Here is a 21538-nt window from a genome sequence, read left to right on the forward strand (position 1 = left end):
ATCGAATCCCTTTTCACGATCAATCCTGCGAAAATCCAGCATATTTAATAACACTTTCAGATAATTTCGATTATGCGAATAACTGCAGTAATTGCCGCCCTTCTCATCACCGTCGCGGTGCTTGGGGCAGGCTGTGCGGAAGAGAACCAGCCCTCTTCGGGGGAGACCGGGGAGTCGCTTCTTCAGGATGCCGTCGCCGGAATAAACGGCGAACTGGAGGCAGTAAAGGCCTCGGCAGGCGAGAGCGCCCGGGTGCTCGGCGCGGCCGGGCTCACGAACGCCGCCGGGAAGGAGGCGGTGCGGCAGGCGATGCTGAACCACCCCTATACGGAATCGACCCTGGTGGTGACGAAAGACGGCATCGTGGTCATGGCCGTGCCCGATAACTATGCCGGCACGGTGAACAGCGATATCTCGTCCCACCCGGAGACAGGGCGGGCGGTTCGGGAACAGGTGCCGCTCGTAAGCGAGGTCTTCCCCCTTGAAGAGGGGTACGCCGGAGTTGCCCAGAGTTATCCGGTCTTTGGGAAGGATAGAGAGTACCTCGGGTTCGTGAGTATCGCCTACCGTCCCGACGCCCTCATCGGCCGGGTGGTCGCGCCTCTGGCGAACGGCACCCCGTACGACGTCTGGGTGACGCAGACCGACGGTCGCGTGATCTACGACACGACTCCCGAAGAGATCGGAAAGAACCTCTTCTCGGACCTCAAATACCAGTCCCCGGCACTCCAGGAGGCGTTCTCCCGTATCGTTGCCGAGCCGTCCGGGTCGCTTGATTACTCGTTCTGGGACCGGAACTGGGAGCGGAACGTGACGAAAGAAGCAGTATGGGACACCGCCGGCATCGACAGTGCGGAGTGGCGCGTCGTCGTCACGCGGAGCCAGGATGCGGGAGAGCAGCAGGGCGCAATAAGCGAGAGGCCGCCTGCGGCGGATGCCGCCGACGAGATGAAGGCTTTTGTTGCCGAGGCGGCCCTCTATGCACGTGAGCACGGGCGCAACGACACGATTGCCGCGTTCAACGACCCGGACGGTGAGTTCGTCAGGGGCGAGCTCTACATCTTCGCCTACGATACGAACGGCACCGTCCTTGCACTTCCTTTCCAGCAAGGGTTCGTCGGCACGAACCGCAGCGAGGTGCACGACTCGAGCGGTGTGGCCTATATCTCCGGCATGAGCAGGATTGCGACGGAAGGTGGCGGCAGCATCAACTACGTCTACCCGAACCCGGCGCAGGGGTATGCCGAAGAGCTCAAACTCAGTTACGTCCTCCCCGTGGACGAGACCTGGTTCGTCGGTTCGGGCATTTACATCCCGGAGGTCGGAACCGAGTTCGATATGAGTGTCAGGGAGGCGCTCGTGCAGCGGGTGAAGGCTGCACGGGACTACGCGCAGGAGCACGGAAGAGAGGCGGCGTGCGCCGCGTTCAACGATCTCTCCGGTGACTTTGCCGACGGCGGAGAGTATATCTTTGCCTATAAAACGGACGGAACGACACTCGCCCTCCCTTACCAGCCGGAATATGTCGGGGAGAACCGCTTCGACCTCGAAGACCGGTACGGTGTCAGGGTGATCCTGCTCGAGATCGCCGCCGCAGAGAGCGGGGGCGGGTTCGTCTACATCACCTACTACAACCCGGACACCGGGCTTGACGAACTCAAACTCTGCTACGTGGCCCCGGTTGACGAAGAGTGGTTCGTCGGCTCCGGCGTATACGCCGGGGCGTAACCGGAACCATCCTTTTTTCCAGGCTGCTCAATAAAACCCGGGCACCAGGACGTAGAGCGCCCAGCCCATGTGCTCGCGGCCGTAGCCGAAGTACTCGTCCTGGAGGCGGTGGAGGTAGTCGATCATGAAGTCGCGCCCGGGATGATCGGGATGACTGCCAAGCCAGGAGATGACCGACTGCCAGATCCCCGACTCGTAGCGGTCCCAGTCGTCCGCGCCCGACCGGACGACGGCGGCGACGTCGAGCCCGGCCTCCCGCACGGCGCCGAGGATCTCGTACTCGGTCAGGACATCGGGCCACTCCCGGGCGAATTCCGGCGGGGTGCGGTCGGACCGCCAGCAGCGGTCGCCGATGACGATGGTCCCCTCGTCGTGGACGAGATCGAGAAGAGCGTCGAGCGTCGCTGCAAACCCGCCCCGGATGTGGGATGCGCCGATCGCTATCGCGCAGTCGAACGGCTCGTCGGGGACGTAACTGCGGGCGTCCATGCACCGGACGGAAAGCCGGTCACCAAGCCCCGCGGCCCGGAGCGTCTCTTCCGCCCGGGTGCAGGCGTCCTCGCGGGTCTCTATCCCGAGGCCGGATATCCCGTATTCGCGCCCCCAGAGGGCGAGTATCGTCCCGTTCCCGCACCCGACCTCCACGACGCGGGAGCCCTCCCGGAGCCCCGCCGCCTGCCCGGCGGCGAGCACCTTCTCGGCCGAGGTGGGGTTCATGATCGCGAGCGTTCCCTGCGTTATGCTGACGAGTTCATCGTTCTCCATGATTGGCGTTCCTCCGGGCGCCTGGCCTGTCGTACAGGATACGCCCTCCCCGCTTAAATCCCTGCACCCCGGTCGGACCTTCGCCCTGCCGCCTCTGTTTCCCGGGCGCCGCCCGACGCCGGAGGAACGGGCCCGATCCGCTGTCGATACGGCCCTGCCGCAATGGAGGAGGTAATATATACCTGCAGAAGAGTACCGCGCCAACACGGAATGCAGCCGGAGCAGGACATCCCGGGGAGAACCCTACGAACTCTCAAATTCCGGCCGAAGGGCATGACGATCACCGAGATCGCGAAGGCCCTCGGGGCAAACCGGAACTCGGTCTCGAAGCACCTTGAGGTGATGCAGGCGGCAGGCCAGGTCGAGGCCCGGCTCGTCGGCAACGCCAAGGTCTATTCCGTCACGCAACGCATACCCCTCTCGGCGTTCCTCTGCTTTACGAAGAACCTGATCCTGGTTCTCGATGCCGACCTCACGGTCGTCCAGACCAACGACCAGTGCCTCGGGGGATTCGGGCGCCCAAAAGCGGAAATCGTGGGCCGAAACATCCGCGATGCCGATCTCCCCGTCGTCTCCTCCCCCGAGGCCCTTGCCGTCGTCGAGAGTCTCGATCGGGAGCAGGTGATCGCCGACATCTCCCACCGGTGGGATGACGGCAGCGAGTCTTTCTACCAGATGCAGGCGATCCCGACGACGTTCGAGGACGGAGAGAAGGGGTGTACCATCGTCCTCGAGGATATCACCGAGCGGAAACAGTATATCCGGAACACGATGTTCCTCGCCCGAACGGCGATCGACCTCGTCGATCTGCCGCCGGGCAACATCTACCAGTACATCATCGATCGGCTTACGGAACTCGCGCCGGGAACGTTTGCTTACTTCTTCTCCTACGATGAAGCCGACCGGCAGTTCGTCATGCGGGCGGTCGCGGGCGACGGATTCCGGGAAGCGTTCACGGAACTCCTGGGACGGGACCCCGTCGGCCTGACCCTCCCCGTCGCCCGGGCCTTCGATGCCCCCTTCAACCAGACCCCGGGGTCGATGCGCAGCCTCCAGGAGTATGTCCTCCGCCCCGAACTATCCTCGTGGTCGTTCTACGACCTCTGCTTTGGGGGGATCCCGGAAGAGGCCTGCGAGGCGATCCTTACCCAGTTCGGTATTGCGAAACTGTACACCATGGGGCTGGTCTGGCGGGAGGAGATCTTCGGCATCACGGGCATCTTCCTCCCACCGGGAAGAGAACTTGAGAACCGCGAGACGATCGAGTCGTTCATCCGGCAGGCATCCATCGCCCTCGCCCGGCGGCAGACCGCCGAGCGGCTCCGGCAGAGCGAGGAACGGTTCCGGGGGATGGTCGATTCGTCTCCCTTCGGGGTCGCGCTCATCGACCGCGAGAGGCGGTTCGTCTACGTCAACCGGAGGTTCGTGGAGATCTTCGGCTACGGTCCGGACGAAGCACCCACGGTCACAGAGTGGACCCGGCTGATCTTTCCGGACGAAGGTCGCCGGCAGGAGGCCATCGGTGCCTGGCGATCGGATCTCGAGCGCTCGGTCCCGGGCCAGGTCAGGCCCCGGACGTTTACTGTCCGATGCCGGGACGGGACGAAAAAGACGGTTCTTTCACGCTTCGTAACACTTTGCGACGGGACAGAGTATTCGACCTGCGAGGATATCACCGAAGAGACGCGGGCCTACCACCTCCTCGTCGCGGACATCGCCGACCTGCGGCGGCGGGAGCAGGAACTCCTCATCAAAGACCACGCGATAGCCTCCACCCGGCAGGCGGTCGCGCTCCTCGCCCCGGACGGGGTGGTGACCTACGCGAACGCCACTTACCTCGCCCTCTGGGGCTACCCGACCGAAGGAGCGGTGCAGGGCTCGCACTTCTCCCGGTTCTGGGTACGGCCGGACGAGATCCTGGACGTCATCCGGACAGTCATCGAAGGCCGGTCCTGGCACGGTGAACAGACCGGCATCCGGAGTGACGGTGCAACGTTCCGGGTGGATCTCCTCGGGACGCCGATCGTCAGCCACGACGGCAGGGTGCTCGGGGTGATGATGGCAGCGACGTTCCGGAGGAACGGAGCTTGAGAAAACGCGAAGCGTTTTCGATGGCGACGGGCCGAAGGGCCGGAGTTCAAGCACCGCCACCCTCGAAGGTATAAAAACCTATGCCCGGCAGTACCGTTCCGCGGTACCGCACGGCGATTCTGGTTCGTAAAGGTTTATTGTAGTCCCGGGACACCCCGCATCCGCACAGAGGAGGTGCAGAGATGCAGAAGACCATCGAGAGGAGAGAGGTACGGGAGGAAGGCAACGCGGAGATCCGGGAGCTGATATACGCCATGCTCAACGGCGACACCTACACCAGCCTGCAGGCGATCGGCGCCCTCGGGGCAATGGGGGCTCCGGTGGTCGAGCCGCTGGTGCGGACGCTGCTTACCGTCGACAGCGACGCACGGTGGAGCGTGGCGATGGCGCTCGCCCGGGCCGGAACTGAAGCGGTGGAGCCTCTGGTCGGGGTGGTGCTCGTCGCGGACGACGGGATCAAGAATCCGGCAATCTGGGCGCTTGCCGAGATCGGCGACCGGCGGGCGGTCGACCCGCTGGTCGGCACCCTCCGGACCAGCCGGTCCGAGTGCTGCCGCGCCCTGACCGCCGCGGCCCTGCTGAAACTGGGGGACCCGGCCGGGATCGCCGAGGTGGAGAAAACGTTCGAGCAGTCGGGCGAGGGGTTCGCGGGCCTTGTCATGGAGGCCTTCGAGGGGACATGAGGTTCCCCTCCGGATACACTTTTTTTTTGGCCGCCTCCGGGGGCGGCGTTGATGGGTAACTTCTAATAGAGCCCACAAACAAGAGATCAGTATGCAAGGGCGCCATATCCTGGTCCTGATCCTCCTTGCGGCCGCCGTCATCGCCGGAGGCTGCACGGCAGAGGAGGATATCGCTGACGCGCAACCGGTCTCCCCGACACCGGCGCCGACGGAGGCGCAGGCGGTGGGAGGGAGCCTGCCGGTTCCCACGCCTCCCGTGCCTGTTCGCGGGGAGGGCGGACCGCAGAGCGTGGGGTTCGTCGACCCCGCGACCTATCATCTCTCGGTGACCCCGACGCCCACGGCGACGATGGTGAAACCGCCAAACGATATCCGCATATCCGAGAAGATGGTGGAGTATGCGGTGGTCTCCTGCGATGGCGGCCTTTACGGGCGCCGTGTTCTCACCACCGAGGTTTACCATATCCCGTTCCCCTACTGGGAAGCCACCGTGAGCGCAACGGCGGCGACCGAATACCCCTGGCTCGTGGTGGAGATCCGCGATCCCGACGACCCGAACCGGCTCGTCGAGGAGATCCGGCACTTCCGGGGCGATATACTCGAGGTCGAGAGCAACGCTACAAGAAACAACCCCGTAGAAAAGGAGAAGACGTTCGTCATCCAGGAAGGCTACGACGACTACTACTTCGTCACCCGCTCGGAGTCGCTGGAATCCTTCAAGATCGTCATCTCCGTCCCGGAGAAGTACCTCGTCTAGGCGGGAGGAACTTCCGTCCCCTCTTCTACGGCGCGGAGTTCGCGGTCGTAATCGGTGATCGCGGTGTTGTACTCCCGCCAGGCCCTGTCCGCTTCTCCGATGTTCCGGTTTGCCGCGGAGTAATCACGCATCTCGTAGGCGCCCGCGGCCGACGACCAGAACGTGAACGCGCGGTTCAGGTTGTCGAGCGCCCGGACGTAGGCCGACCGCGCTCCGGCGTAGGCGCCCGGGACGGTATCGGCTGCGACAATCTGGCGGTGATAAGCCGTAACGGCCCTGCCGTAGTTCGCGATTGCCGCGAACTCCCGCACATGGGCGTCACATTCTGCAACCGAGAGGTCGTTTGTGGGGATACGCATATGCGAGGTGATCTTCCCGGAGACCAGGAAGAGGTCGGCCTCCGATGCCGAGACGTGGCTGTGAAACGCCGCAATCTGCTGATCTTCGGAGTAGTTGAGAAGGATCGCCCCCCCGATGAAGGCGACCACCACCACGAAGACCGCCGTCCCGGCGGCCGCGAGCGCCTTCTCCCGGGTGACGGCGATCTTCGGAAGTTTCGGGATCTTCAGGTCCGGGAGCTTCGGGATCTTCCGGCCGCCGGATGGTTCGGGGCTATCGCGATCCATGCCTCTCACGCCCCCCCCGCCGGCAGACCGACGGGACGGATCCGGTACTCCCCCGGCTCGGGGACGTAGCGGAGCGGGATGATCTGCGGGGTCTCCGACTGCACGCTCGGGATACCCGTGCCGGAAATGTCCCCGATGGGGTGCGGTCTTCCCCAGATCGTCGTCGAGCCGGCCGAGACGTTCCCCCAATCAAAATCCGTTCCCTCGACGTAGTAATAGTGCTGTCCCTCATACATGAAGTATCTCGGCGTGTATCTCGCGTAGTAGGGGTCGAACTCGTTCATCCGGATGCCGAGGGCCATGTGATTCGAATATCGGAGCAGCACCGTATCGTAGCCGAGGGCGTCGAGGAGCCCCCCCATCAGGATGGTCGCATCCTCGCAGTCCCCCCTTCCGTCGACGAGCATCTCGACGGGGTACTTCGGATACTCGACGCCGTCCTTCATGTACATGGCGTGACGGGGGAGGACGCCCTCGGTGTAAGAGGTCGCGTTGTCGTCGAGCTCATAGGGGATTTGCTGGACGAAGAAGACGAGGTTCATCAGCCGGAAGTAGCCCTCGTCCGGGTTGGCGGTCGGGGGCGCGATCCGGCGGGCGAGATCCTCGAGGAGCGGCCGGTCGGCTTCCGCGAGCGCATACCTCCCCCAGGAATTAAAGTCGCTGAACCGCGGGGTTCCCCGGTGCGCGAGGAAGAGCGCCTCCGGGACTCCGACCTCCGTCGTCCGGACGCCGCCGTCGATCCCCGTCCATCGGAAATTCCGGGTGTAGACCTCACCGTCGTCCGCGAGCGGCGTCGGCGTCGGTACCGGCGCGGGCGGGACGTATACGGGCGGGTCGCCGGCCGGCACCGAACCGCGAGAGACGAGGCCGATCGGCTCCCCGAGGAGAGCGGGTTTCACTACGAGGGCGAAGAACAGGATCACGACCGCACCCGCGAGAACCGGGACAACGTCCTTCCACTCCATAGCAGAACCAGCAACGGCCTCCGGTAGAGATGTTTGCTATCTACCGTTAAAAAACGTTAACTGTTGTTCTCGGGTTGCGGATCATTCCGAAACAGCTTAATACGAGAATAAAATGCAGACGGGGAGCGGGAGTCTTCCTGCCGGAACCGCTCAGCGGGAGAGACGCCGCCTCTTCCCCTTCCGCTGGCGGCTCGGTATCACCTCATCCTGGGCGCGGGGCCCGGAGGGCAGACCCCCTCGAGTCCGGCCAGCTGCTCTCCCGGCCCGGCCGCATACCTGCAGACCGAAGGGTAGTACCGGGTGACGTATTCCTTGAGCATCCGGAGAGAGCAGTACTGCGGGGCGATGCTCTTTATCGACTCCCTCATCATCCGAACCCACTTGTGAGGGACATCATCCATCGTCCGCGAGTAGTAGAGCGGCGCAACCTCGTTCTCGATGAGGTCGTAGATCGTCTCCGCATCAGCCCGGTTATCTCCCGGGGAGGCCGCGTGGCCCTCGAAACCCCAGCCGTTCCTGCCGTTGTAACCCTCGACCCACCAGCCGTCGAGGACCGAGAGGTTCAGGACCCCGTTCATCCCTGCCTTCATGCCGCTCGTGCCGCTCGCCTCCATGAGCGGGACGGGGGTGTTCATCCAGACGTCGACGCCGTGAACCATGTAGCGTGCAACCTGCTCGCCGTAGTCCTCGATAAACGCTATCCGGCCGCCGAACCGGGGATCCTGCGAATACTGGTAGATCTTTTGCAGGATCCGCTTACCCCGATCGTCGGCCGGGTGGGCCTTCCCGGCGAAGATGAACTGCACCGGCCTCCAGCGGTTGTTCACGATCCGATCGAGCCGGTCCAGGTCCTCGAAGATGAGATCCGCCCGCTTGTACTCGGCGAACCGGCGGGCGAATCCGATCGTCAGCGCCGAGGTGTCGAGCATGAGCCCTTCGGCCGCGAGATTCGCGGGTTCACCCTGGTGCCCTGCCCATTTGCGGCGTTTCCGGTCCCGGATCCGGGAAAAGAGCTTCATCTTCAGCCACTGGTGCTCGCGCCAGAGTTCTTCGTCAGGGATCTCGTCGACAACCTCCCAGATGATAGGGTTGTCGTAATCCTCCCGCCAGTTCGGGTAGACCGGGTCCATGTAGCGGTCGATGAGCGCTTCGATCCGGTGGTTCAGCCACGTCGGCACGTGCACGCCGTTCGTGACGGCGTCGATCGGCACTTCCTCGGGAGGAAGGTCGGGCCAGAGGGGCTGCCACATCTCCCGGGCGACCTCGCCGTGCTTTTTGGAGACACCGTTGTGGAACCGGCTCATCCGGAGCGCAAAAGCGGTCATGTTGAACCCGGCGCCCGGGTTGTGAGGATCGTCGCCGAGCGCCATGAACTCGTCCCAGGCGAGGTCGAGCGACGGGCAGTAACTCCGGAAGTACTTCGCCATCAGATCCTCGGGGAAGACGTCGTGGGCGGCCGGGACGGGGGTGTGGGTGGTGAAGACCGAGGTGCCGCGGACCTGCTCGCGCGCTTCGTCGGGCGGCATCCCGGCCACGAGCCGCTCACGGAGCCGCTCGAGGAGGGAAAACGCAGAATGCCCTTCGTTTAGGTGCATCGCCGAGTACTCCACGCCGAGAGTATGGAGAACCTTCCTCCCGCCGATGCCGAGCACCAGTTCCTGCCGGAGCCGGCACTCAAGCTCTTTTAAGTAAAGGCGGTGCGAAATGTTCCGGTTCTCGGGGAGGTTCTCGTCGATATGGGTGTCGAGGAGGTAGAGGGGAACCCGTCCCACCTGCACCTTCCAGACCGCGACGTAGATGGGGGGATCGATCAGGGGCACCTGCACCACGAGCTGCTTCCCGTCGTCGCCCATCACCCGGAGAACCGGGGCGGCGTCGCGATCCAGGATCTCCGCAACGTTCTTCTGCCACCCGTCAGCCTCGATGTGCTGGTGGAGATAGCCTTCGGCGTACATAAACCCGACGGCGACCGTCGGCACGCCGAGATCGCTCGACGCCTTGACGTGGTCGCCCGCGAGGATGCCGAGCCCGCCCGCGTAGAACGGGAGCGAATGGTGCAGCCCGAACTCGCTCGAGAGGTAGGCGATCGTCAGCGGCGTCCGTGAGGGGTAGTGCTGCGCAAACCAGCTCGTTCCCGGCACCATGTACTCCCCGAACCGGTGCATGATGATGTCGTAGCGGCGGAGGTACTCCGGGTTCGCCGCCGCCCGCTCGAAGAACCGCGGTGGGGTATCGAGAAGCATTCTGACGGGGTTGTGACGGCTCATCTTCCACTCCGCCCGGTTCAGCATCTTGAAGAGCACGCTCGCCGAGGAGTGCCAGCTCCACCAGAGGTTGTACGCGAGGTCGACCAGCCCGAATATCCGTTCCGGGACGTGAGCGAACCGGTCGTAGGGTATCTCCGTCTTCATCGCGACGGGCATTATCTGCCTCACAAGATAAGTGCTTCTGTCAGGAGGGGCAACGGAGCCGGAATCGGCTCACCGCCGCTCTTCACGCTCCATGAACTCCCGGATCTTCTTCTCCTCCCAGTCTCTGCCGAAGATCCGGCCTTCGACAAAGACGCCGAACCCATGGAGCACCACGCCAATCCCCCAGAAGAATGTCACCCAGTAGAACCAGAGCGAGTCCGGGCTGAAGAGCATGTTGATCCCGAATAGAACAAGGTTGACGGCGGTATAGAGTACGAGGTGCTCGTAGAACCCCCGGATCTCCTCGACCCGTCTCCTCGCACGGGCATACCGTTCCTGCTCGTCCATGGGATTCCGGTAACCGGCATGCAGGATACTTATACCTATCCACCCCGGTGCAGCGGGGAGCGGGAGGCGTACGGCGGCTGGCGGACCGCTCCCCGCAGTCTTCTGGGGCGGTGCCGGAAAACAGCGTAACAGTAGTGATTATTTTTGCGGATACGGCCCGAAGACGGGCCGGCGAAATGGAAAGGTATTATATGCACCGTTTACCGATGTTCCTTCAAGAAGAACCCGAAGGAGCGTGTCTCGCGTGCGGCAGATGATAGAGGCAACCGAACTCACGAAGAACTACGGCAACGTCACCGCGGTGAACAGGGTATCGTTCTCCGTTGCGGAAGGGGAGCTCTTCGGCCTGCTCGGGCCGAACGGCTCGGGGAAGACGACGATGATCCGGATGCTGACCGGGCAGATTCCGCCGACCTCCGGGTCGGCCCGGGTGATGGGGCTCGATGCGGCGAAGGATCCCATCGGGGTCCGGGGGCTCGTCGGGATCATCCCCGAACAGGAGACGCCGCCGAGTTTCCTCACCGCGGAGGAGTACCTCCGTTTCGTGGCCAGCATCCGAAACCTCGACTCGGTGGACGAGCGGTGCGACCGCTGGTTCGACCTGCTGGAGTTTGGCGACAAGCGGGACGTCCTCTGCAAGGATCTCTCCCGGGGCACCCGGCAGAAACTGATGTTTGCGCAGGCGTTCCTCCACGAACCAGAGCTCGCCCTCATCGACGAGCCGCTGATCAACCTGGACCCCATCATGCAGCGGACGGTCAAAGACTTCCTGCGCGAGTATGTCCAGGGCGGCGGGACCGTCTTCTTCTCCACCCATATCCTCGAGATCGCCGAAGAGATCTGCGACCGTATCGGGGTCATCCACAACGGCAGGATCCTTCACTCCGGCCCGGTCGAAGACCTCGTCGGATCGGGCCGGCACCTCGAGTCCTTCTTCCTCGACCTGGTCAAGGGTGATGCCGGTGCCTGACCTCTTCTGCGCGATGATGAAGGAAGAGTGGCGGATGCACTCGACGATCTTCGGGAGCCTCGGGTTCGCCCTCTTCCCGGCGGTCATTGCGGTCTTTGCCCTTCTCGGGTCGCTCACCCTCCCGCTCTTTGCAGACGTGTTTCCCTACGACGTGGTCGCGCTCTTTGCGCACGCTCTCTTCCTGCTCATGGGCGTGATGGTGGGGTCGTTCGGCCTCATGGGCCGGGAGTTCATGAACCGGCGGTTCGGGCAGGCCAGCCTGATCGCCTACGCTTCCCGGAGCCTCCCCGTCTCCGAGCGGCGGATATTCGGCGCGTTTCTCGTGAAGGATACCGTCTACTACATCCTGCTCTACGTCCTTCCCTTCGCGGCCGGGTTTGCCGTGGCGACGCCGTTCATCGGCCTCGATCCGGGTCTGGCGGTCCTCGCGTTCGTCTCGCTCGCGCTCGCCTTCCTCCTCGGCCTCTCCGCCGTCTGCTTCCTCTCGACCCTCTACGCACGCTCTGTTACGCTCCTCGCCGGAACTGCGACGGTGCTCGCGGTGCTCGCGCTTGCGGCGTTCCGCCTCGGGGCGATCACCGTCTCCGCCGTCCTCCCCCCGTACGCCTTCTTCCTCGACCCCGCGGTGGAACCGCTCGCGATCTCGCTCCTCCTCATCCTGGTCCCGGCAGCCGCCTCGGTGCTCTTCGTCACCGTCGACTACCCGGACCGGACGAAACGGTTTAAAAACAGCCTCGATCCCCTCGCGGAGAGGGTCGGCACCCTCGGGAGCGCCCACTTCATCGCGAAGGACGCCCTCGACCTCCTCCGGAGCGAAGGCGGTGCCGGGAAGGTGATCTTCTCGTTCCTCCTCCCCCTCGGCCTCGTCTGGGTCTGCCTCCGGGTCCTGATCCGGTTCATCCCCGGGATCGACCCTCTCGTCGTCTTCGCGGTTCTGCTCGGGGTGATATCGGCCACCATCTATAACTGGCTGACCGAGTTCGACTCCTTCACCTCCTACGCCTTCCTGCCGGTGGAGGTCTCGGAGGTGATCGACGCGAAACTGAAGAGTTATGCGCTTGCAAACCTCCTCCCGCTCGGAGTGCTCGTGCTCGCGGCGGCGACCTCCGGCGGGGCGGGGACGTTCTTCCCGGCACTTGCCGCGTTCGCCTCGGTCTCGGCCTACACCCTCGCGGTGACGGTCTACCTCACGGGGCTCCACCCGAACGTGATGCTCTACTCCGCCTGGGTCTTTCTCCGCTACCTGCTCGCGATAAGCCCGGCGCTCCTGCTCCTCATCTTCGCCTCGATCCTCGACCCCGCCTACGCGGCCTCAAGCCTCCTCCTCGTCGCGCCGGCGGCGCTCCTCCTCTCCCGCGGGCGGATGAAGTGGCAGGCGTGGGAGATGCCGGGGTACTGACGCAACTGGAATTTTTGGGGTGGGAAGAAGATCTCGCGCGAAGACGCGAAGGCGCGAAGAGGGGGACGTCAACCCATATGCTGGACTTCGCGTTCTTCGCGGCTCGAAGCCTACGGCTTCTCACGCTCCCGTCCTGTGGACAGTCGCGGCTCGAAGCCTACGGCTTCTCATGCTCCGTTCCGTTGGAACGTCGCACTTCGCGTGAGTTAGCGGTTGAGGAATAGCGGCGAGATCCCATCTCACGCAAATTTCGCCGCGTCGCGTGAGCGACAGGGTGTGGCAGGGATAATTCCCGGCAATCTGGCCGCCAGCCCGTGAAGGGTATCTCACTTTCACCCCCCGCACGGCGCGGCTTTTAAACCCCTCCGGGAGACTCAGGGAGTATGCTAGAGAGAGCTGGCTACCTCCAGAACAGCAGGTGCGCCGCGGCCGACGAATGGGGGCGGCCCTGCCGGATCGTCGAGATCGCTCTCGACGGCAGGCGGTTCGGAGCGCGGGCCGGCGACCTCCAGCAGGCGCTCGGCGGCCGGTACCCGGCCCGGGTCAGGCTGCTTCGCGACGACTGGGGCCCGGTTCTCGGGGATACGGTCGGCCGCGCGGAGCGGTCGCGGACGGGCAAAGCGGTCGTCTTCGAGCTCGTCACCGGCGAGCGCTACACGGTGCCGGCCGCGGCGCTCCGGGCCGTCCTCGCCCGGGCTGCCGCCTTCGCCCCCGTCTCGGCAATCCTCCCCGCGGGCATCCCGGCCGCCCGGCAACAGGTTCTCGTCACCGGGTAGTCCCTGCCTCGCGGATCGCCGCCTCCCCGGCGTCGCGAAACGCCCGTCCGACGTTCCCCGGACCGAGGAGGACTCCGCCGAAGATCCTCGAGACCACCAGCGCGTGGCTCTCAAGGCCGTGCTTGCGGAGCAGGGCGAGGAGGATCCTTCCCGGCCGGCCGACCTCGCCGTCGTTCCTGGACTCCTCCAGTGTTCCGCACCGGAGGGCGGCGCAGTGGTGGGCGGCCTTCCGGTAGGCCTCCCGGTGGCCGGCGAGAACCCGGGCGACGTCTTCCGATCCTTCGACCCGGTAGAGGTGAGCGTAGAACCGCGACCGCCGGACCTCGGTCGCGGCGGTGCCGAGGGGTTCTGCGGTCACGCCGCCACCCGCCTCCTTGCGTACTCGTCCCAGTGCGCCTCGAGAAAACCCCTGATCCCCCGGCCGGGTTTGTAGGGCGGGTATATCTTACGGAAGGCCTCCTCGGCGTCGGCAAACCTCTCCCTCGGCAGGACGTCGGTGTAGGCCGCAAGGTAAAGAAGCCCGATCGCCGCCGACCGGGAGACGCCGAAACCGCAGTGGACCAGCACCTGCCGGCCCTCCGATAGGCACCGGTCGATGAAGGCGAGAGCGGCATCGACGGCTTCCTTCGGGACGTCGGCGGGATCCTTCGCATCGACCAGGTTGAGCATCAGCCGGTTCCCCCGCCGGGCGACCAGGTGCTCGGGGTGATCCGGCGGCACCGTGCCGAGCGGGGAGTAGGTGACTGCCAGGCAGTGGTAGGGGCTCCGGCAGGCGTGCACCACGCACCAGGTCTCGTGCGCCTCCACCGCGACCTCGTAGTCCTCCTGCGTCCCGATGTAGAGGTTCTGGTAGATCTCGATCATATGCCCTCCTCACCGCGCCTCGAGCGCGTATGCCGCCGCCCCGAGAAGCGGCGCCTGCCCTGCGAGATCCGATACGACAAGCCGGGGAAGGGCGAGGTAGCGGTCGATGAACGGTTCCATCTGCCGGATCACGATATCTCCGTAGTACCGGGCGAGCGGTCCGTCGAAGACGATCACCTCGGGGTTGTAGGCGACGATGACGCTGGAGACCCCCCGGGCGTTCATCTCCCCGAGCGCCTCCATGAAGGCGAGGGCGACCGGGTCCTCCGCCCTGGCCGCCGTAAAGATCGCCCGGGTTGAGGAGGGGTCGAAGGCCGCATCCCGGACGTCGGCCGCATCCCGCCACGCCGCGAAGAACCCGGGGATGTTCTTTGCAGAGGCGTAGGCCTCCCAGTGGCCGGCAAACCCGCACCCGCAGACGAGGTTGTAGCGGGTATCGACGGGGATATGCCCGATCTCCCCGGCGTTCCCGCTCATCCCGAGGAGCAGGCGGCCGTTCACCACCGCGCCCCCGCCGATGCCGGTCGAGAGGGTGATGTAGACGACGTTATCGGAGCCGCGGGCGGCGCCCGCCCATCGTTCGCCGAGGACGCCGGCCCGGGCGTCGTTGATCAGGGCGACCGGCAGCCCGAACCGCTCCCGGAGCGGTTCGACGATCTCCACGACCGGGAAGGCGATGTTTGGGGAGTCGACGACCCACCCACGGGCGGGGTCCAGCGGACCGGCCGACGCGACGCCGATGGCCGCGGCCTCCCGCCCCTGCGGCGACGCGAGGAGGGTTTCCACCCGGGCGGCGATCGCGGCGGTGATCACCTCCCCGGATGCTCCTGCAGTCGGCGTCGGGACGGCGTCGTGGGCGAGCAGGGTCGCGTCGGAGCCTACCAGGGCGGCGCGGAGGTTGGTTCCGCCGAGGTCAACGGCAATCACGGTCGTCATATGGGTCACTCCTCTGGACAGCAGGTGCTTCTCTTCTCGGATTACGCGAACCACCGGGATAAACCTTGCTTCCGGCCGGGCCGGCGGATCCGGGAGAGAGACCGCGGCTACAAAAGTAAGGTATATCTACTTCCCACACCAAGATTTAGGTATACCTAAAAATGATCACCATGGAGAAGACGCTGCTTGAACTGGAACCGGGCATGCAGGGAGCCATCGCCCGATTTATCGGGAATCCGGGCTTTATCCGGAAACTCAGAACCATCGGAATCAGGGAAGGCAAGAACCTCACTGTCGTCACCCGTCACCCCCTCGGCGGTCCGGTGGTGATCGAAGTGGATGGCCGGGAAGTGACGCTCGGCCGCGGAATGGCCGTAAGGGTCGTCGTGGACGTTGCCGCATGAAGACCGTCGTCCTGATGGGCAACCCGAACGTCGGGAAGAGCGGGATCTTCTCGCGGCTGACCGGCACCCGGGTCATCACCTCGAACTACGCCGGGACCACCGTCGACGTCTCCCGCGGGAAGATGCATCTTCCGGACGGCCCCGCCGCGGTGATCGACGCGCCCGGCACCTACTCCCTCACCCCCACGAACCCGGCCGAAGAGGTCGCCGCGGAGATCCTCGGAGAGGCCGACGTCGTCGTCAACGTCGTCGATGCGACCAACCTGGAGAGGAACCTCTACCTGACCCTCGAGACCCTGGAGCGCGGGGTCCCGGCGACCGTCGCGCTCAACCTCTGGGACGAGGCCGGGCACCAGGGCATCACGATCGACGTCGCCGGGCTTGAAGCGCTCCTCGGGGTGCCGGTCGTCCCGACCGTGGGCCTTTCCGGGGAGGGGATCCGGGAACTCGTGGAACGGCTCGGCGAGGCACGCCCCTCGGCGACGATACGGCCCATGAGCGAGGAGGAGCGGTGGGTGGCGGTCGGCCGGATCACCGGAGCGGTGCAGACGATCGCCCACCGGCACCACACCCTCGCCGACCGACTCAGCGAGGCGAGCATCCGGCCGACCACCGGCCTCTTCATAGCCCTCGCGGTCATCGCCGCCGCGTTCCTGGCGGTCAGGTGGATCGGCGAAGGGCTCATAGCGTACGTCTTCGAGCCGCTCTTCGACCTCTATACCCCGATCGTCATGAGGGCGAGCGACCTCCTCGGCCCCGGGATCCTGCACGAGATCCTGATCGGGCACCTCATCGACGGCGAGATCGATTACGTCCAGTCGATGGGGCTCCTGACGACGGGGCTGTACGTTCCGTTCGCCATGATCCTCCCCTACATCGTGGCGTTCTACCTCGTCCTCTCGATCCTCGAGGATACCGGTTACCTCCCCAGGCTCGCGACGCTGGCCGACACCTTCTTCCACCGGCTCGGGATGCACGGCTACGGCATCATCCCGGTCTTCCTCGGGTTCGGGTGCAACGTGCCGGGGGCGCTCGCCACCCGGGTGCTGGAGACGAAGAAGCAGCGGTTCATCGCCGCCACCCTCATGTCGCTTGCGATCCCGTGCATGGCGCAGATCGCGATGGTCTTCGGGGTTCTCGGGCCGTTCGGCCTCCAGTACGTGGTGATGGTCTTTGTGACCCTCGCGCTCGTCTACGTCGTTGCGGGCCTGATCCTGAACCGGGTCGTGCCGGGCGAGTGCCCGGAGATATTTTTAGAGATCCCGCCCTACCGGGCGCCGGATCTGCGGGCGACCGTCACGAAGACCTGGATGCGGGTTCGGGGCTTCATCGGGGAGGCGATCCCCTACCTCTTCCTCGGTATCCTGCTCGTCAACCTGCTCTATTCGGTCGGGTTCCTCGACCTGCTCGCGGCCGCCTTCGCCCCGGTGATGGAGGCCTGGCTCGGTCTCCCTGCCGGAGCGGCCGTCGCGCTCCTGGTCGGGTTCCTCAGAAAGGATCTCGCGGTGGGGATGCTGGTGCCGCTCGGGATGAGCCCGGAGCAGCTCGTGATCGCGGTGACGATGCTCACGATCTACTTCCCGTGCGTGGCGACGTTCGTGGTGCTCCTCCGTGAACTCGGGGCGCGGGGGATGCTCGCCGCCGCAGGCGTGATGGTGACGACAGCCCTCCTCGTCGGGGGCGCGCTGCGGATGATCCTGATCGGGTTTTAAGGAGGAAGGAGAGATGCGGAGGAAGACGACGGAAGAGTACATCGAGATCATATGCCTGCTCGAGAGACAGGAGGGGCGGGCGCAGACCGGCAGGATCGCGGAAGCGATCGACGTCAAACCGCCATCGGTCACGGAGATGCTCCGGAAACTAGAGCAGGAGGGGCTCATCGTATACGAGTCCTACGCGGGCGCGACGCTGACCCCGGCAGGGGAAGAGATGGCCCGCGATCTCCAGAGAAGGCACAGGACGTTTGCGGATCTGCTGGAGCTCCTGGGGGTCGAGGGAGAGACCGCGGAGACGGACGCCTGCCAGTTCGAGCATCACGTGAGCCCGGAGACGCTCGAGCGCCTCCGGCTCTTTCTCGAGTTCCTGAGCGAGAGCCCGGACGGCCAGCGGTGCCTCGCGGCGTTCGAGGAGTTCCAGAGACACGAATAGTGAGACAGGTTCGCGTCAGACGTCCTCCCCCACCATCATGCAGGGAAACTTCTCCCGCGGGTACCTGCCTTCGATGGACTCGCGGACGAACCGCTCCCTCGACGGGGCTGCAAGGAGACCGTCGTAGACCTCTTTTGGAACGCCGGCGTAACGGTAGGCACCGGCGTTCTCGCAGATGACGAGGAGTGCTTTTGTCGTCGGGTCGTAACCGACGGAACGCACGGCGCCGGAGCGTCCGGCTGACTGTCGGAACATGCGGGCAGATTGTGGCGGGCGGAGATGATAGCGGTTACGGGGGGTTCACCGGACCTTCTCGTAGGAGTAGCGCAGCCGGATGAAGTCGCCGAAATACCGCCCCTTCGACCGGGCCGCGAGCATTCCTTCGTAGACGTCGGGCGGCACGCCGACATAGTGGTAGACCCCGCCGCTATGGAACTCGACCTCCAGAACCTCGTCTTCCGGGTCGTAGCCGATCGACTTGATACTGGTAGACTCGACGAGCTGGCGCTGCATGGGCGGGAGTAAAGGGGGTTGTGGGCATAAGAGTTGCGGGGGGCATGCGCCGCGATCGGGCGGAGGGTCTATGCCGCCACGGTGAAGGCCGCGAACGCCGCGAGCGCGAGAAGGGTGAAAAACACGAGCACCCCGACCATCCAGACCGCCATGAAGAGAACGACCGAGGCGAAGCGCATCTCGCGGAACGGGACGACGCCGGCGTTCATCCGGCGGGCAGTCGCCCGGGCGTCGTAGATCCCGAATATCCAGACGACCACCCCGGGGATGAGCATCACGAGAAGCCCCGCGAGCACCCCAAAAAGCACCAGGATACCCTTGCCGGTCTCTCCGTTATAGACCTGTCCGAGCCCCGGGAAGAGGAGGGAGAGACCTGCCGCAAAGACCGGGTTCTTCTCCTCCCGCACCGGGTCATCCCCTTCCGTCATGGTTGTACTTACCGTGCTCGCCGGGAAAAGAAGGAGGTTTCGGCTCGTCCGCCTCACGCCTCCGTCAGGCTCATAACTTCGCGAAGCTATCCCCCTCCGGGGAGACCCACATGGCACGAAGAGACGTAACATCGGAAGAAGCAAGGGCGATGGGCAAGCAGCTCGGCATCACCTGGGAGGAGTTCGACGTCGAACAGTTCCGGCGCGGTATGGTCGTGGAACTCGAGCACGGTCTCCGGGACCCGGGGACGAACGTCACCGACGACGACCTCTTCCTGACGGCAAAGATAGCGCTTGCGCACTTAAACGAGTTTCCGGACTACTACGACCGGCTCGAGGAGATGGAAGAAGAAGCGGAGGCCTACTGGGAGGAGCGAAAAGCGCAGGCACAATAACGCCTGACGATTGTGCCCGGCGGGAGCAATGCACAACAACTATTGCCTGCCCGCTGAAACGATAAACCATGGATCGGAGTTCGAGGGAGAACTGGATCAGGATCCGGCAACGTCGGGCCATCGACGGAAGGGAATACTACGCCGACCGGCTCTACGAGACCCAGCAGGCTGCAACGGCGCACGCCCAGCAACTGGAGCGGCGGGGAGATGACGTACTCGTACTCGGGACCGCCACCGAGGGCGGGCACCGGGGCTACGCCGTCTTTGTCGAGAGATAAGACCTCAAACAGCCGACCGGCTCTCCGGTGAAAACGGTCATTCCAAACAGGCGGGGCGACAACAGAGTGGGGGGCGAACCCCGTCCACATTCCCCATTACTCCATCACCGGGAGGGGTAATATAATCCCCGTACCGCAGGAGCTCGTGGATTGAACCTCCCGGTTCAATGCTCCGGGGATCCCCGGGTTGGCGGATCATTACACCGCTCCCGCCAATCGTCGCGGAGAATCCCCCAGACCTCGACGTCCTCAAAGACCCCCCACTTCCTCGCGTGCTCCCGAAGGTGCGCCTCGTGCACCATCCCGCACTTCTCCATCACCCGGCCGGATGCGGGGTTGCGGGAGAAGTGCATGGCATGGATCCGGTGCAGCCCGAGGACACAGAACCCGTACTCGATCACCGCACGGACGGCTTCGGTGGCATACCCTTTGCCCCAGCAGGACTTCGCAACCCAGAACCCGAGTTCGCCGCGGGCATGAGCGGTCTCGATCCGAAGACGGGCACCGCCGATGAGCACTTCGTCCCGGGCAAGGGTGACGGCGAAAGCCGCGGCCTCGCCGCGTTCGGTGCCTTCGCGAAGGGAGGCGATCCAGAGCTCGGCAAGGCCGTCCGGATACGGGTAGGGGAGAAGGGTCGTCGCGGAGACGGCGTAGTCCCCGCAGAGCCGCTGCACGGCGCAGGCATCTGCCAGGGTATACGGCCGCAGGAGCAGGCGGTCGGTTATGAGGACGGGGGGCTGATCCATGGACATACCTCCATGGCGCCGATTGGATATAAGTCCTGCCGCACCGCGTCCAGACCTCCGGGGAGGGGGGAGGTAGAGAACCGGCAGGAGCCGTCCCGCGATTTTTGGATCCGTACGGACCCTGCCGTGTTTATATCTTGAGGTTCCATCCGCTCCTTTTACGCGGAGTTCCGGGAATTGTCGGACCCCGGAAGAGTCCGTTTTCGATAAGAATATCTAATATACTTCCTATTTGCAAACCAGCAACCTTTATTAATTTTTGTTCTGTATTCCATCTTGCATGATCAAAGTCGCGATCAACGGGTACGGCACCATCGGCAAACGGGTCGCCGATGCGGTCGCCGCACAGCCCGATATGGAAGTCATCGGGGTTTCCAAGACGAGCGTCTCCGCCGAGGCATACATCGCGAAAGAGCGCGGGTACCCTCTCTACATCGCGGACCTCGGGAAGAAGCCGGCGTTCGAGAAGGCCGGGATCGAGGTCGCCGGCGACGTCGAAGCGATGCTCAAGGCCGCCGATATCGTCGTAGACGCCACCCCCGGCGGCGTCGGCGAGAAGAACAGGCCGATCTATGAGAAACTCGGCAAGAAAGCAATCTTTCAGGGCGGCGAAGATCACGAGGTCGCCGGGTTCTCCTTCAACGCCCACGCGAACTACAACGAGGCCGAAAACCACCAGTTCGCCCGGGTCGTCTCGTGCAACTCCACCGGGCTCGTCCGGATCATCCACGCCCTGGACCAGGCCTTCGGCGTCGCACGGGTTCGGGCGGTGATGGTCCGGCGCGGCGCGGACCCCGACGACGTGAAGCGGGGACCGATCGATGCCATCGTCCTGAACCCGGCGTCCATCCCGAGCCACCACGGCCCTGACGTCAACACCGTCCTCCCGCACATCAACATCGTCACGCTCGCGATGATCGTCCCGACGACGTTTATGCACATGCACTCGATCCAGATGGACTTAAAGAAGGAGACCACCCGCGAGGAGGTGCTGAAGGTCTTTGAGAACCACAGCCGGATCGGGCTCGTCCGCAAGACCATGGGGATCAAGAGCAACGCCCAGCTCCGGGAGTACACCCAGGATCTCGGCCGGCCGCGGACGGATCTCTGGGAGAACGGGGTCTTCGAGGAGTCGGTCTCGATCCTCGACGGCAAAGAGTTCTACTGCTTCCAGGCGATCCACCAGGAGGCCGACGTCGTCCCCGAGAACATCGACTGCATCCGCGCCCTGATGGGAACGGTAAAGGATCCGCAGGAGTCCATCCGGATGACCAACGAAGCGCTCGGTCTCGTCGCTATCGGGTGAA

At 64.6% G+C, this 21538-nt stretch carries 25 protein-coding genes; 13 read left to right on the forward strand and 12 right to left on the reverse strand.

Going from position 1 to position 21538, the window contains the following annotated elements; genetic code table 11:
- Positions 1–72 precede the first annotated feature (72 nt).
- Entirely contained in the window at positions 73–1728 is a 1656-nt protein-coding gene (locus tag MEMAR_RS12205; protein ID WP_011845303.1) for a cache domain-containing protein, read from the forward strand.
- Positions 1729–1755: 27 nt separating this feature from the next.
- Here the strand turns inward: MEMAR_RS12205 and MEMAR_RS12210 are convergent, their stop codons facing one another.
- Positions 1756–2493: an SAM-dependent methyltransferase gene (locus MEMAR_RS12210; protein WP_011845304.1), complete on the reverse strand. Its 738-nt coding sequence runs from the start codon at positions 2491–2493 to the stop codon at positions 1756–1758.
- Between the two features lie 273 nt (positions 2494–2766).
- On the opposite strand from MEMAR_RS12210, the gene MEMAR_RS12215 reads away from it, so the two are divergent.
- The 3 genes from MEMAR_RS12215 (at position 2767) to MEMAR_RS12225 (ending at position 6024) form a co-directional block, all read left to right on the forward strand.
- The gene (locus tag MEMAR_RS12215; RefSeq protein WP_245526615.1) at positions 2767–4584 is read left to right on the forward strand and encodes a PAS domain S-box protein; all 1818 of its coding nucleotides are present in this window, start codon (positions 2767–2769) and stop codon (positions 4582–4584) included.
- 182 nt (positions 4585–4766) lie between these two features.
- Positions 4767–5267, forward strand: a complete 501-nt coding sequence (locus MEMAR_RS12220) for a HEAT repeat domain-containing protein (protein ID WP_011845306.1) — start codon at positions 4767–4769, stop codon at positions 5265–5267.
- 91 nt (positions 5268–5358) lie between these two features.
- Positions 5359–6024, forward strand: coding sequence for a hypothetical protein (locus MEMAR_RS12225; protein WP_011845307.1), 666 nt, complete (start codon positions 5359–5361; stop codon positions 6022–6024).
- Here MEMAR_RS12225 and MEMAR_RS12230 read toward each other — a convergent pair.
- The 4 genes from MEMAR_RS12230 to MEMAR_RS12245 all read right to left on the reverse strand — a co-directional run bounded on the left by MEMAR_RS12230 (position 6021) and on the right by MEMAR_RS12245 (position 10374).
- Positions 6021–6650, reverse strand: a complete 630-nt coding sequence (locus MEMAR_RS12230) for a hypothetical protein (RefSeq protein ID WP_011845308.1) — start codon at positions 6648–6650, stop codon at positions 6021–6023. The two genes, MEMAR_RS12225 and MEMAR_RS12230, sit on opposite strands and share 4 nt — an antisense overlap.
- A 5-nt stretch (positions 6651–6655) precedes the next feature.
- Positions 6656–7615, reverse strand: a complete 960-nt coding sequence (locus MEMAR_RS12235) for a hypothetical protein (protein WP_011845309.1) — start codon at positions 7613–7615, stop codon at positions 6656–6658.
- 197 nt (positions 7616–7812) lie between these two features.
- A complete protein-coding gene (glgP, locus tag MEMAR_RS12240) occupies positions 7813–10050 on the reverse strand; it encodes an alpha-glucan family phosphorylase (RefSeq protein WP_245526616.1) in 2238 nt (745 codons plus the stop codon).
- Between the two features lie 45 nt (positions 10051–10095).
- Entirely contained in the window at positions 10096–10374 is a 279-nt protein-coding gene (locus MEMAR_RS12245) for a 2TM domain-containing protein (RefSeq protein ID WP_011845311.1), read from the reverse strand.
- A 253-nt stretch (positions 10375–10627) separates the two neighbouring features.
- Between MEMAR_RS12245 and MEMAR_RS12250 the strand changes: the two genes are divergently transcribed.
- From MEMAR_RS12250 to MEMAR_RS12260, 3 genes are all read left to right on the forward strand, one after another.
- A complete protein-coding gene (locus MEMAR_RS12250) occupies positions 10628–11344 on the forward strand; it encodes an ABC transporter ATP-binding protein (protein WP_011845312.1) in 717 nt (238 codons plus the stop codon).
- A complete protein-coding gene (locus tag MEMAR_RS12255; RefSeq protein WP_052291874.1) occupies positions 11331–12743 on the forward strand; it encodes a hypothetical protein in 1413 nt (470 codons plus the stop codon). Before MEMAR_RS12250 ends, MEMAR_RS12255 begins: the two co-directional genes overlap by 14 nt.
- A 383-nt stretch (positions 12744–13126) precedes the next feature.
- Positions 13127–13519 carry a hypothetical protein gene (locus tag MEMAR_RS12260; RefSeq protein ID WP_011845314.1) on the forward strand — a complete coding sequence of 131 codons (393 nt, stop codon included), beginning with the start codon at positions 13127–13129 and terminating at the stop codon, positions 13517–13519.
- On the opposite strand, the gene MEMAR_RS12265 is transcribed toward MEMAR_RS12260, so the two are convergent.
- From MEMAR_RS12265 to MEMAR_RS12275, 3 genes are read right to left on the reverse strand one after another with little or no spacing between them, the layout of a single operon-like run.
- A complete protein-coding gene (locus MEMAR_RS12265; RefSeq protein ID WP_011845315.1) occupies positions 13509–13877 on the reverse strand; it encodes a YigZ family protein in 369 nt (122 codons plus the stop codon). The genes MEMAR_RS12260 and MEMAR_RS12265 overlap by 11 nt on opposite strands.
- Positions 13874–14383: a dual specificity protein phosphatase family protein gene (locus tag MEMAR_RS12270; RefSeq protein WP_011845316.1), complete on the reverse strand. Its 510-nt coding sequence runs from the start codon at positions 14381–14383 to the stop codon at positions 13874–13876. The genes MEMAR_RS12265 and MEMAR_RS12270 overlap by 4 nt, the downstream gene beginning before the upstream one ends.
- Before the next feature lie 9 nt (positions 14384–14392).
- The gene (locus MEMAR_RS12275; RefSeq protein ID WP_011845317.1) at positions 14393–15319 is read right to left on the reverse strand and encodes an ROK family protein; all 927 of its coding nucleotides are present in this window, start codon (positions 15317–15319) and stop codon (positions 14393–14395) included.
- Positions 15320–15489: 170 nt separating this feature from the next.
- Between MEMAR_RS12275 and MEMAR_RS12280 the strand changes: the two genes are divergently transcribed.
- The 3 genes from MEMAR_RS12280 to MEMAR_RS12290 are packed head-to-tail and all read left to right on the forward strand — an operon-like array spanning position 15490 to position 17871.
- A complete protein-coding gene (locus MEMAR_RS12280) occupies positions 15490–15723 on the forward strand; it encodes a FeoA family protein (RefSeq protein WP_011845318.1) in 234 nt (77 codons plus the stop codon).
- A complete protein-coding gene (locus MEMAR_RS12285) occupies positions 15720–17435 on the forward strand; it encodes a ferrous iron transporter B (RefSeq protein WP_011845319.1) in 1716 nt (571 codons plus the stop codon). Before MEMAR_RS12280 ends, MEMAR_RS12285 begins: the two co-directional genes overlap by 4 nt.
- Before the next feature lie 13 nt (positions 17436–17448).
- The gene (locus MEMAR_RS12290) at positions 17449–17871 is read left to right on the forward strand and encodes a metal-dependent transcriptional regulator (protein ID WP_011845320.1); all 423 of its coding nucleotides are present in this window, start codon (positions 17449–17451) and stop codon (positions 17869–17871) included.
- A 15-nt stretch (positions 17872–17886) separates the two neighbouring features.
- Here the strand turns inward: MEMAR_RS12290 and MEMAR_RS12295 are convergent, their stop codons facing one another.
- The 3 genes from MEMAR_RS12295 to MEMAR_RS13220 all read right to left on the reverse strand — a co-directional run bounded on the left by MEMAR_RS12295 (position 17887) and on the right by MEMAR_RS13220 (position 18812).
- Positions 17887–18126 carry a KTSC domain-containing protein gene (locus MEMAR_RS12295; RefSeq protein ID WP_011845321.1) on the reverse strand — a complete coding sequence of 80 codons (240 nt, stop codon included), beginning with the start codon at positions 18124–18126 and terminating at the stop codon, positions 17887–17889.
- A gap of 45 nt (positions 18127–18171) precedes the next feature.
- Positions 18172–18384 (reverse strand): KTSC domain-containing protein, encoded by a 213-nt coding sequence (locus MEMAR_RS12300; RefSeq protein WP_011845322.1) that lies wholly within the window; start codon positions 18382–18384, stop codon positions 18172–18174.
- 68 nt (positions 18385–18452) lie between these two features.
- Positions 18453–18812, reverse strand: a complete 360-nt coding sequence (locus MEMAR_RS13220; protein WP_011845323.1) for a hypothetical protein — start codon at positions 18810–18812, stop codon at positions 18453–18455.
- Between the two features lie 110 nt (positions 18813–18922).
- On the opposite strand from MEMAR_RS13220, the gene MEMAR_RS12310 reads away from it, so the two are divergent.
- Positions 18923–19207 carry a DUF5661 family protein gene (locus tag MEMAR_RS12310; protein ID WP_011845324.1) on the forward strand — a complete coding sequence of 95 codons (285 nt, stop codon included), beginning with the start codon at positions 18923–18925 and terminating at the stop codon, positions 19205–19207.
- A 68-nt stretch (positions 19208–19275) separates the two neighbouring features.
- Complete coding sequence (locus MEMAR_RS12315) at positions 19276–19485, forward strand: hypothetical protein (protein WP_011845325.1); 210 nt, start codon at positions 19276–19278, stop codon at positions 19483–19485.
- Positions 19486–19649: 164 nt separating this feature from the next.
- Here the strand turns inward: MEMAR_RS12315 and MEMAR_RS12320 are convergent, their stop codons facing one another.
- On the reverse strand, positions 19650–20231 hold the full coding sequence (locus tag MEMAR_RS12320) for a GNAT family N-acetyltransferase (protein WP_011845326.1): 582 nt from the start codon (positions 20229–20231) through the stop codon (positions 19650–19652).
- A gap of 280 nt (positions 20232–20511) precedes the next feature.
- On the opposite strand from MEMAR_RS12320, the gene MEMAR_RS12325 reads away from it, so the two are divergent.
- A complete protein-coding gene (locus MEMAR_RS12325) occupies positions 20512–21537 on the forward strand; it encodes a type II glyceraldehyde-3-phosphate dehydrogenase (RefSeq protein WP_011845327.1) in 1026 nt (341 codons plus the stop codon).
- Position 21538 lies beyond the last annotated feature (1 nt).

Source organism: Methanoculleus marisnigri JR1, assembly GCF_000015825.1.
Taxonomy (GTDB): domain Archaea; phylum Halobacteriota; class Methanomicrobia; order Methanomicrobiales; family Methanoculleaceae; genus Methanoculleus; species Methanoculleus marisnigri.

Bases quoted from the DNA above. Each gene is read 5' to 3' on its own strand.
- MEMAR_RS12230 (WP_011845308.1), bottom strand. From the start codon at position 6,650: ATGGATCGCGATAGCCCCGAACCATCCGGCGGCCGGAAGATCCCGAAG.
- MEMAR_RS12300 (WP_011845322.1), bottom strand. From the start codon at position 18,384: ATGCAGCGCCAGCTCGTCGAGTCTACCAGTATCAAGTCGATCGGCTAC.
- MEMAR_RS12235 (WP_011845309.1), bottom strand. From the start codon at position 7,615: ATGGAGTGGAAGGACGTTGTCCCGGTTCTCGCGGGTGCGGTCGTGATC.
- MEMAR_RS12325 (WP_011845327.1), top strand. From the start codon at position 20,512: ATGATCAAAGTCGCGATCAACGGGTACGGCACCATCGGCAAACGGGTC.
- MEMAR_RS12225 (WP_011845307.1), top strand. From the start codon at position 5,359: ATGCAAGGGCGCCATATCCTGGTCCTGATCCTCCTTGCGGCCGCCGTC.
- MEMAR_RS12250 (WP_011845312.1), top strand. From the start codon at position 10,628: ATGATAGAGGCAACCGAACTCACGAAGAACTACGGCAACGTCACCGCG.
- MEMAR_RS12315 (WP_011845325.1), top strand. From the start codon at position 19,276: ATGGATCGGAGTTCGAGGGAGAACTGGATCAGGATCCGGCAACGTCGG.
- MEMAR_RS12220 (WP_011845306.1), top strand. From the start codon at position 4,767: ATGCAGAAGACCATCGAGAGGAGAGAGGTACGGGAGGAAGGCAACGCG.
- MEMAR_RS12205 (WP_011845303.1), top strand. From the start codon at position 73: ATGCGAATAACTGCAGTAATTGCCGCCCTTCTCATCACCGTCGCGGTG.
- MEMAR_RS12320 (WP_011845326.1), bottom strand. From the start codon at position 20,231: ATGGATCAGCCCCCCGTCCTCATAACCGACCGCCTGCTCCTGCGGCCG.
- MEMAR_RS12210 (WP_011845304.1), bottom strand. From the start codon at position 2,493: ATGGAGAACGATGAACTCGTCAGCATAACGCAGGGAACGCTCGCGATC.
- MEMAR_RS12245 (WP_011845311.1), bottom strand. From the start codon at position 10,374: ATGGACGAGCAGGAACGGTATGCCCGTGCGAGGAGACGGGTCGAGGAG.
- MEMAR_RS12275 (WP_011845317.1), bottom strand. From the start codon at position 15,319: ATGACGACCGTGATTGCCGTTGACCTCGGCGGAACCAACCTCCGCGCC.
- MEMAR_RS12285 (WP_011845319.1), top strand. From the start codon at position 15,720: ATGAAGACCGTCGTCCTGATGGGCAACCCGAACGTCGGGAAGAGCGGG.
- MEMAR_RS12215 (WP_245526615.1), top strand. From the start codon at position 2,767: ATGACGATCACCGAGATCGCGAAGGCCCTCGGGGCAAACCGGAACTCG.
- MEMAR_RS12255 (WP_052291874.1), top strand. From the start codon at position 11,331: ATGCCGGTGCCTGACCTCTTCTGCGCGATGATGAAGGAAGAGTGGCGG.
- MEMAR_RS12270 (WP_011845316.1), bottom strand. From the start codon at position 14,383: ATGATCGAGATCTACCAGAACCTCTACATCGGGACGCAGGAGGACTAC.
- MEMAR_RS12280 (WP_011845318.1), top strand. From the start codon at position 15,490: ATGGAGAAGACGCTGCTTGAACTGGAACCGGGCATGCAGGGAGCCATC.
- MEMAR_RS12290 (WP_011845320.1), top strand. From the start codon at position 17,449: ATGCGGAGGAAGACGACGGAAGAGTACATCGAGATCATATGCCTGCTC.
- MEMAR_RS13220 (WP_011845323.1), bottom strand. From the start codon at position 18,812: ATGACGGAAGGGGATGACCCGGTGCGGGAGGAGAAGAACCCGGTCTTT.
- MEMAR_RS12260 (WP_011845314.1), top strand. From the start codon at position 13,127: ATGCTAGAGAGAGCTGGCTACCTCCAGAACAGCAGGTGCGCCGCGGCC.
- MEMAR_RS12310 (WP_011845324.1), top strand. From the start codon at position 18,923: ATGGCACGAAGAGACGTAACATCGGAAGAAGCAAGGGCGATGGGCAAG.
- MEMAR_RS12295 (WP_011845321.1), bottom strand. From the start codon at position 18,126: ATGTTCCGACAGTCAGCCGGACGCTCCGGCGCCGTGCGTTCCGTCGGT.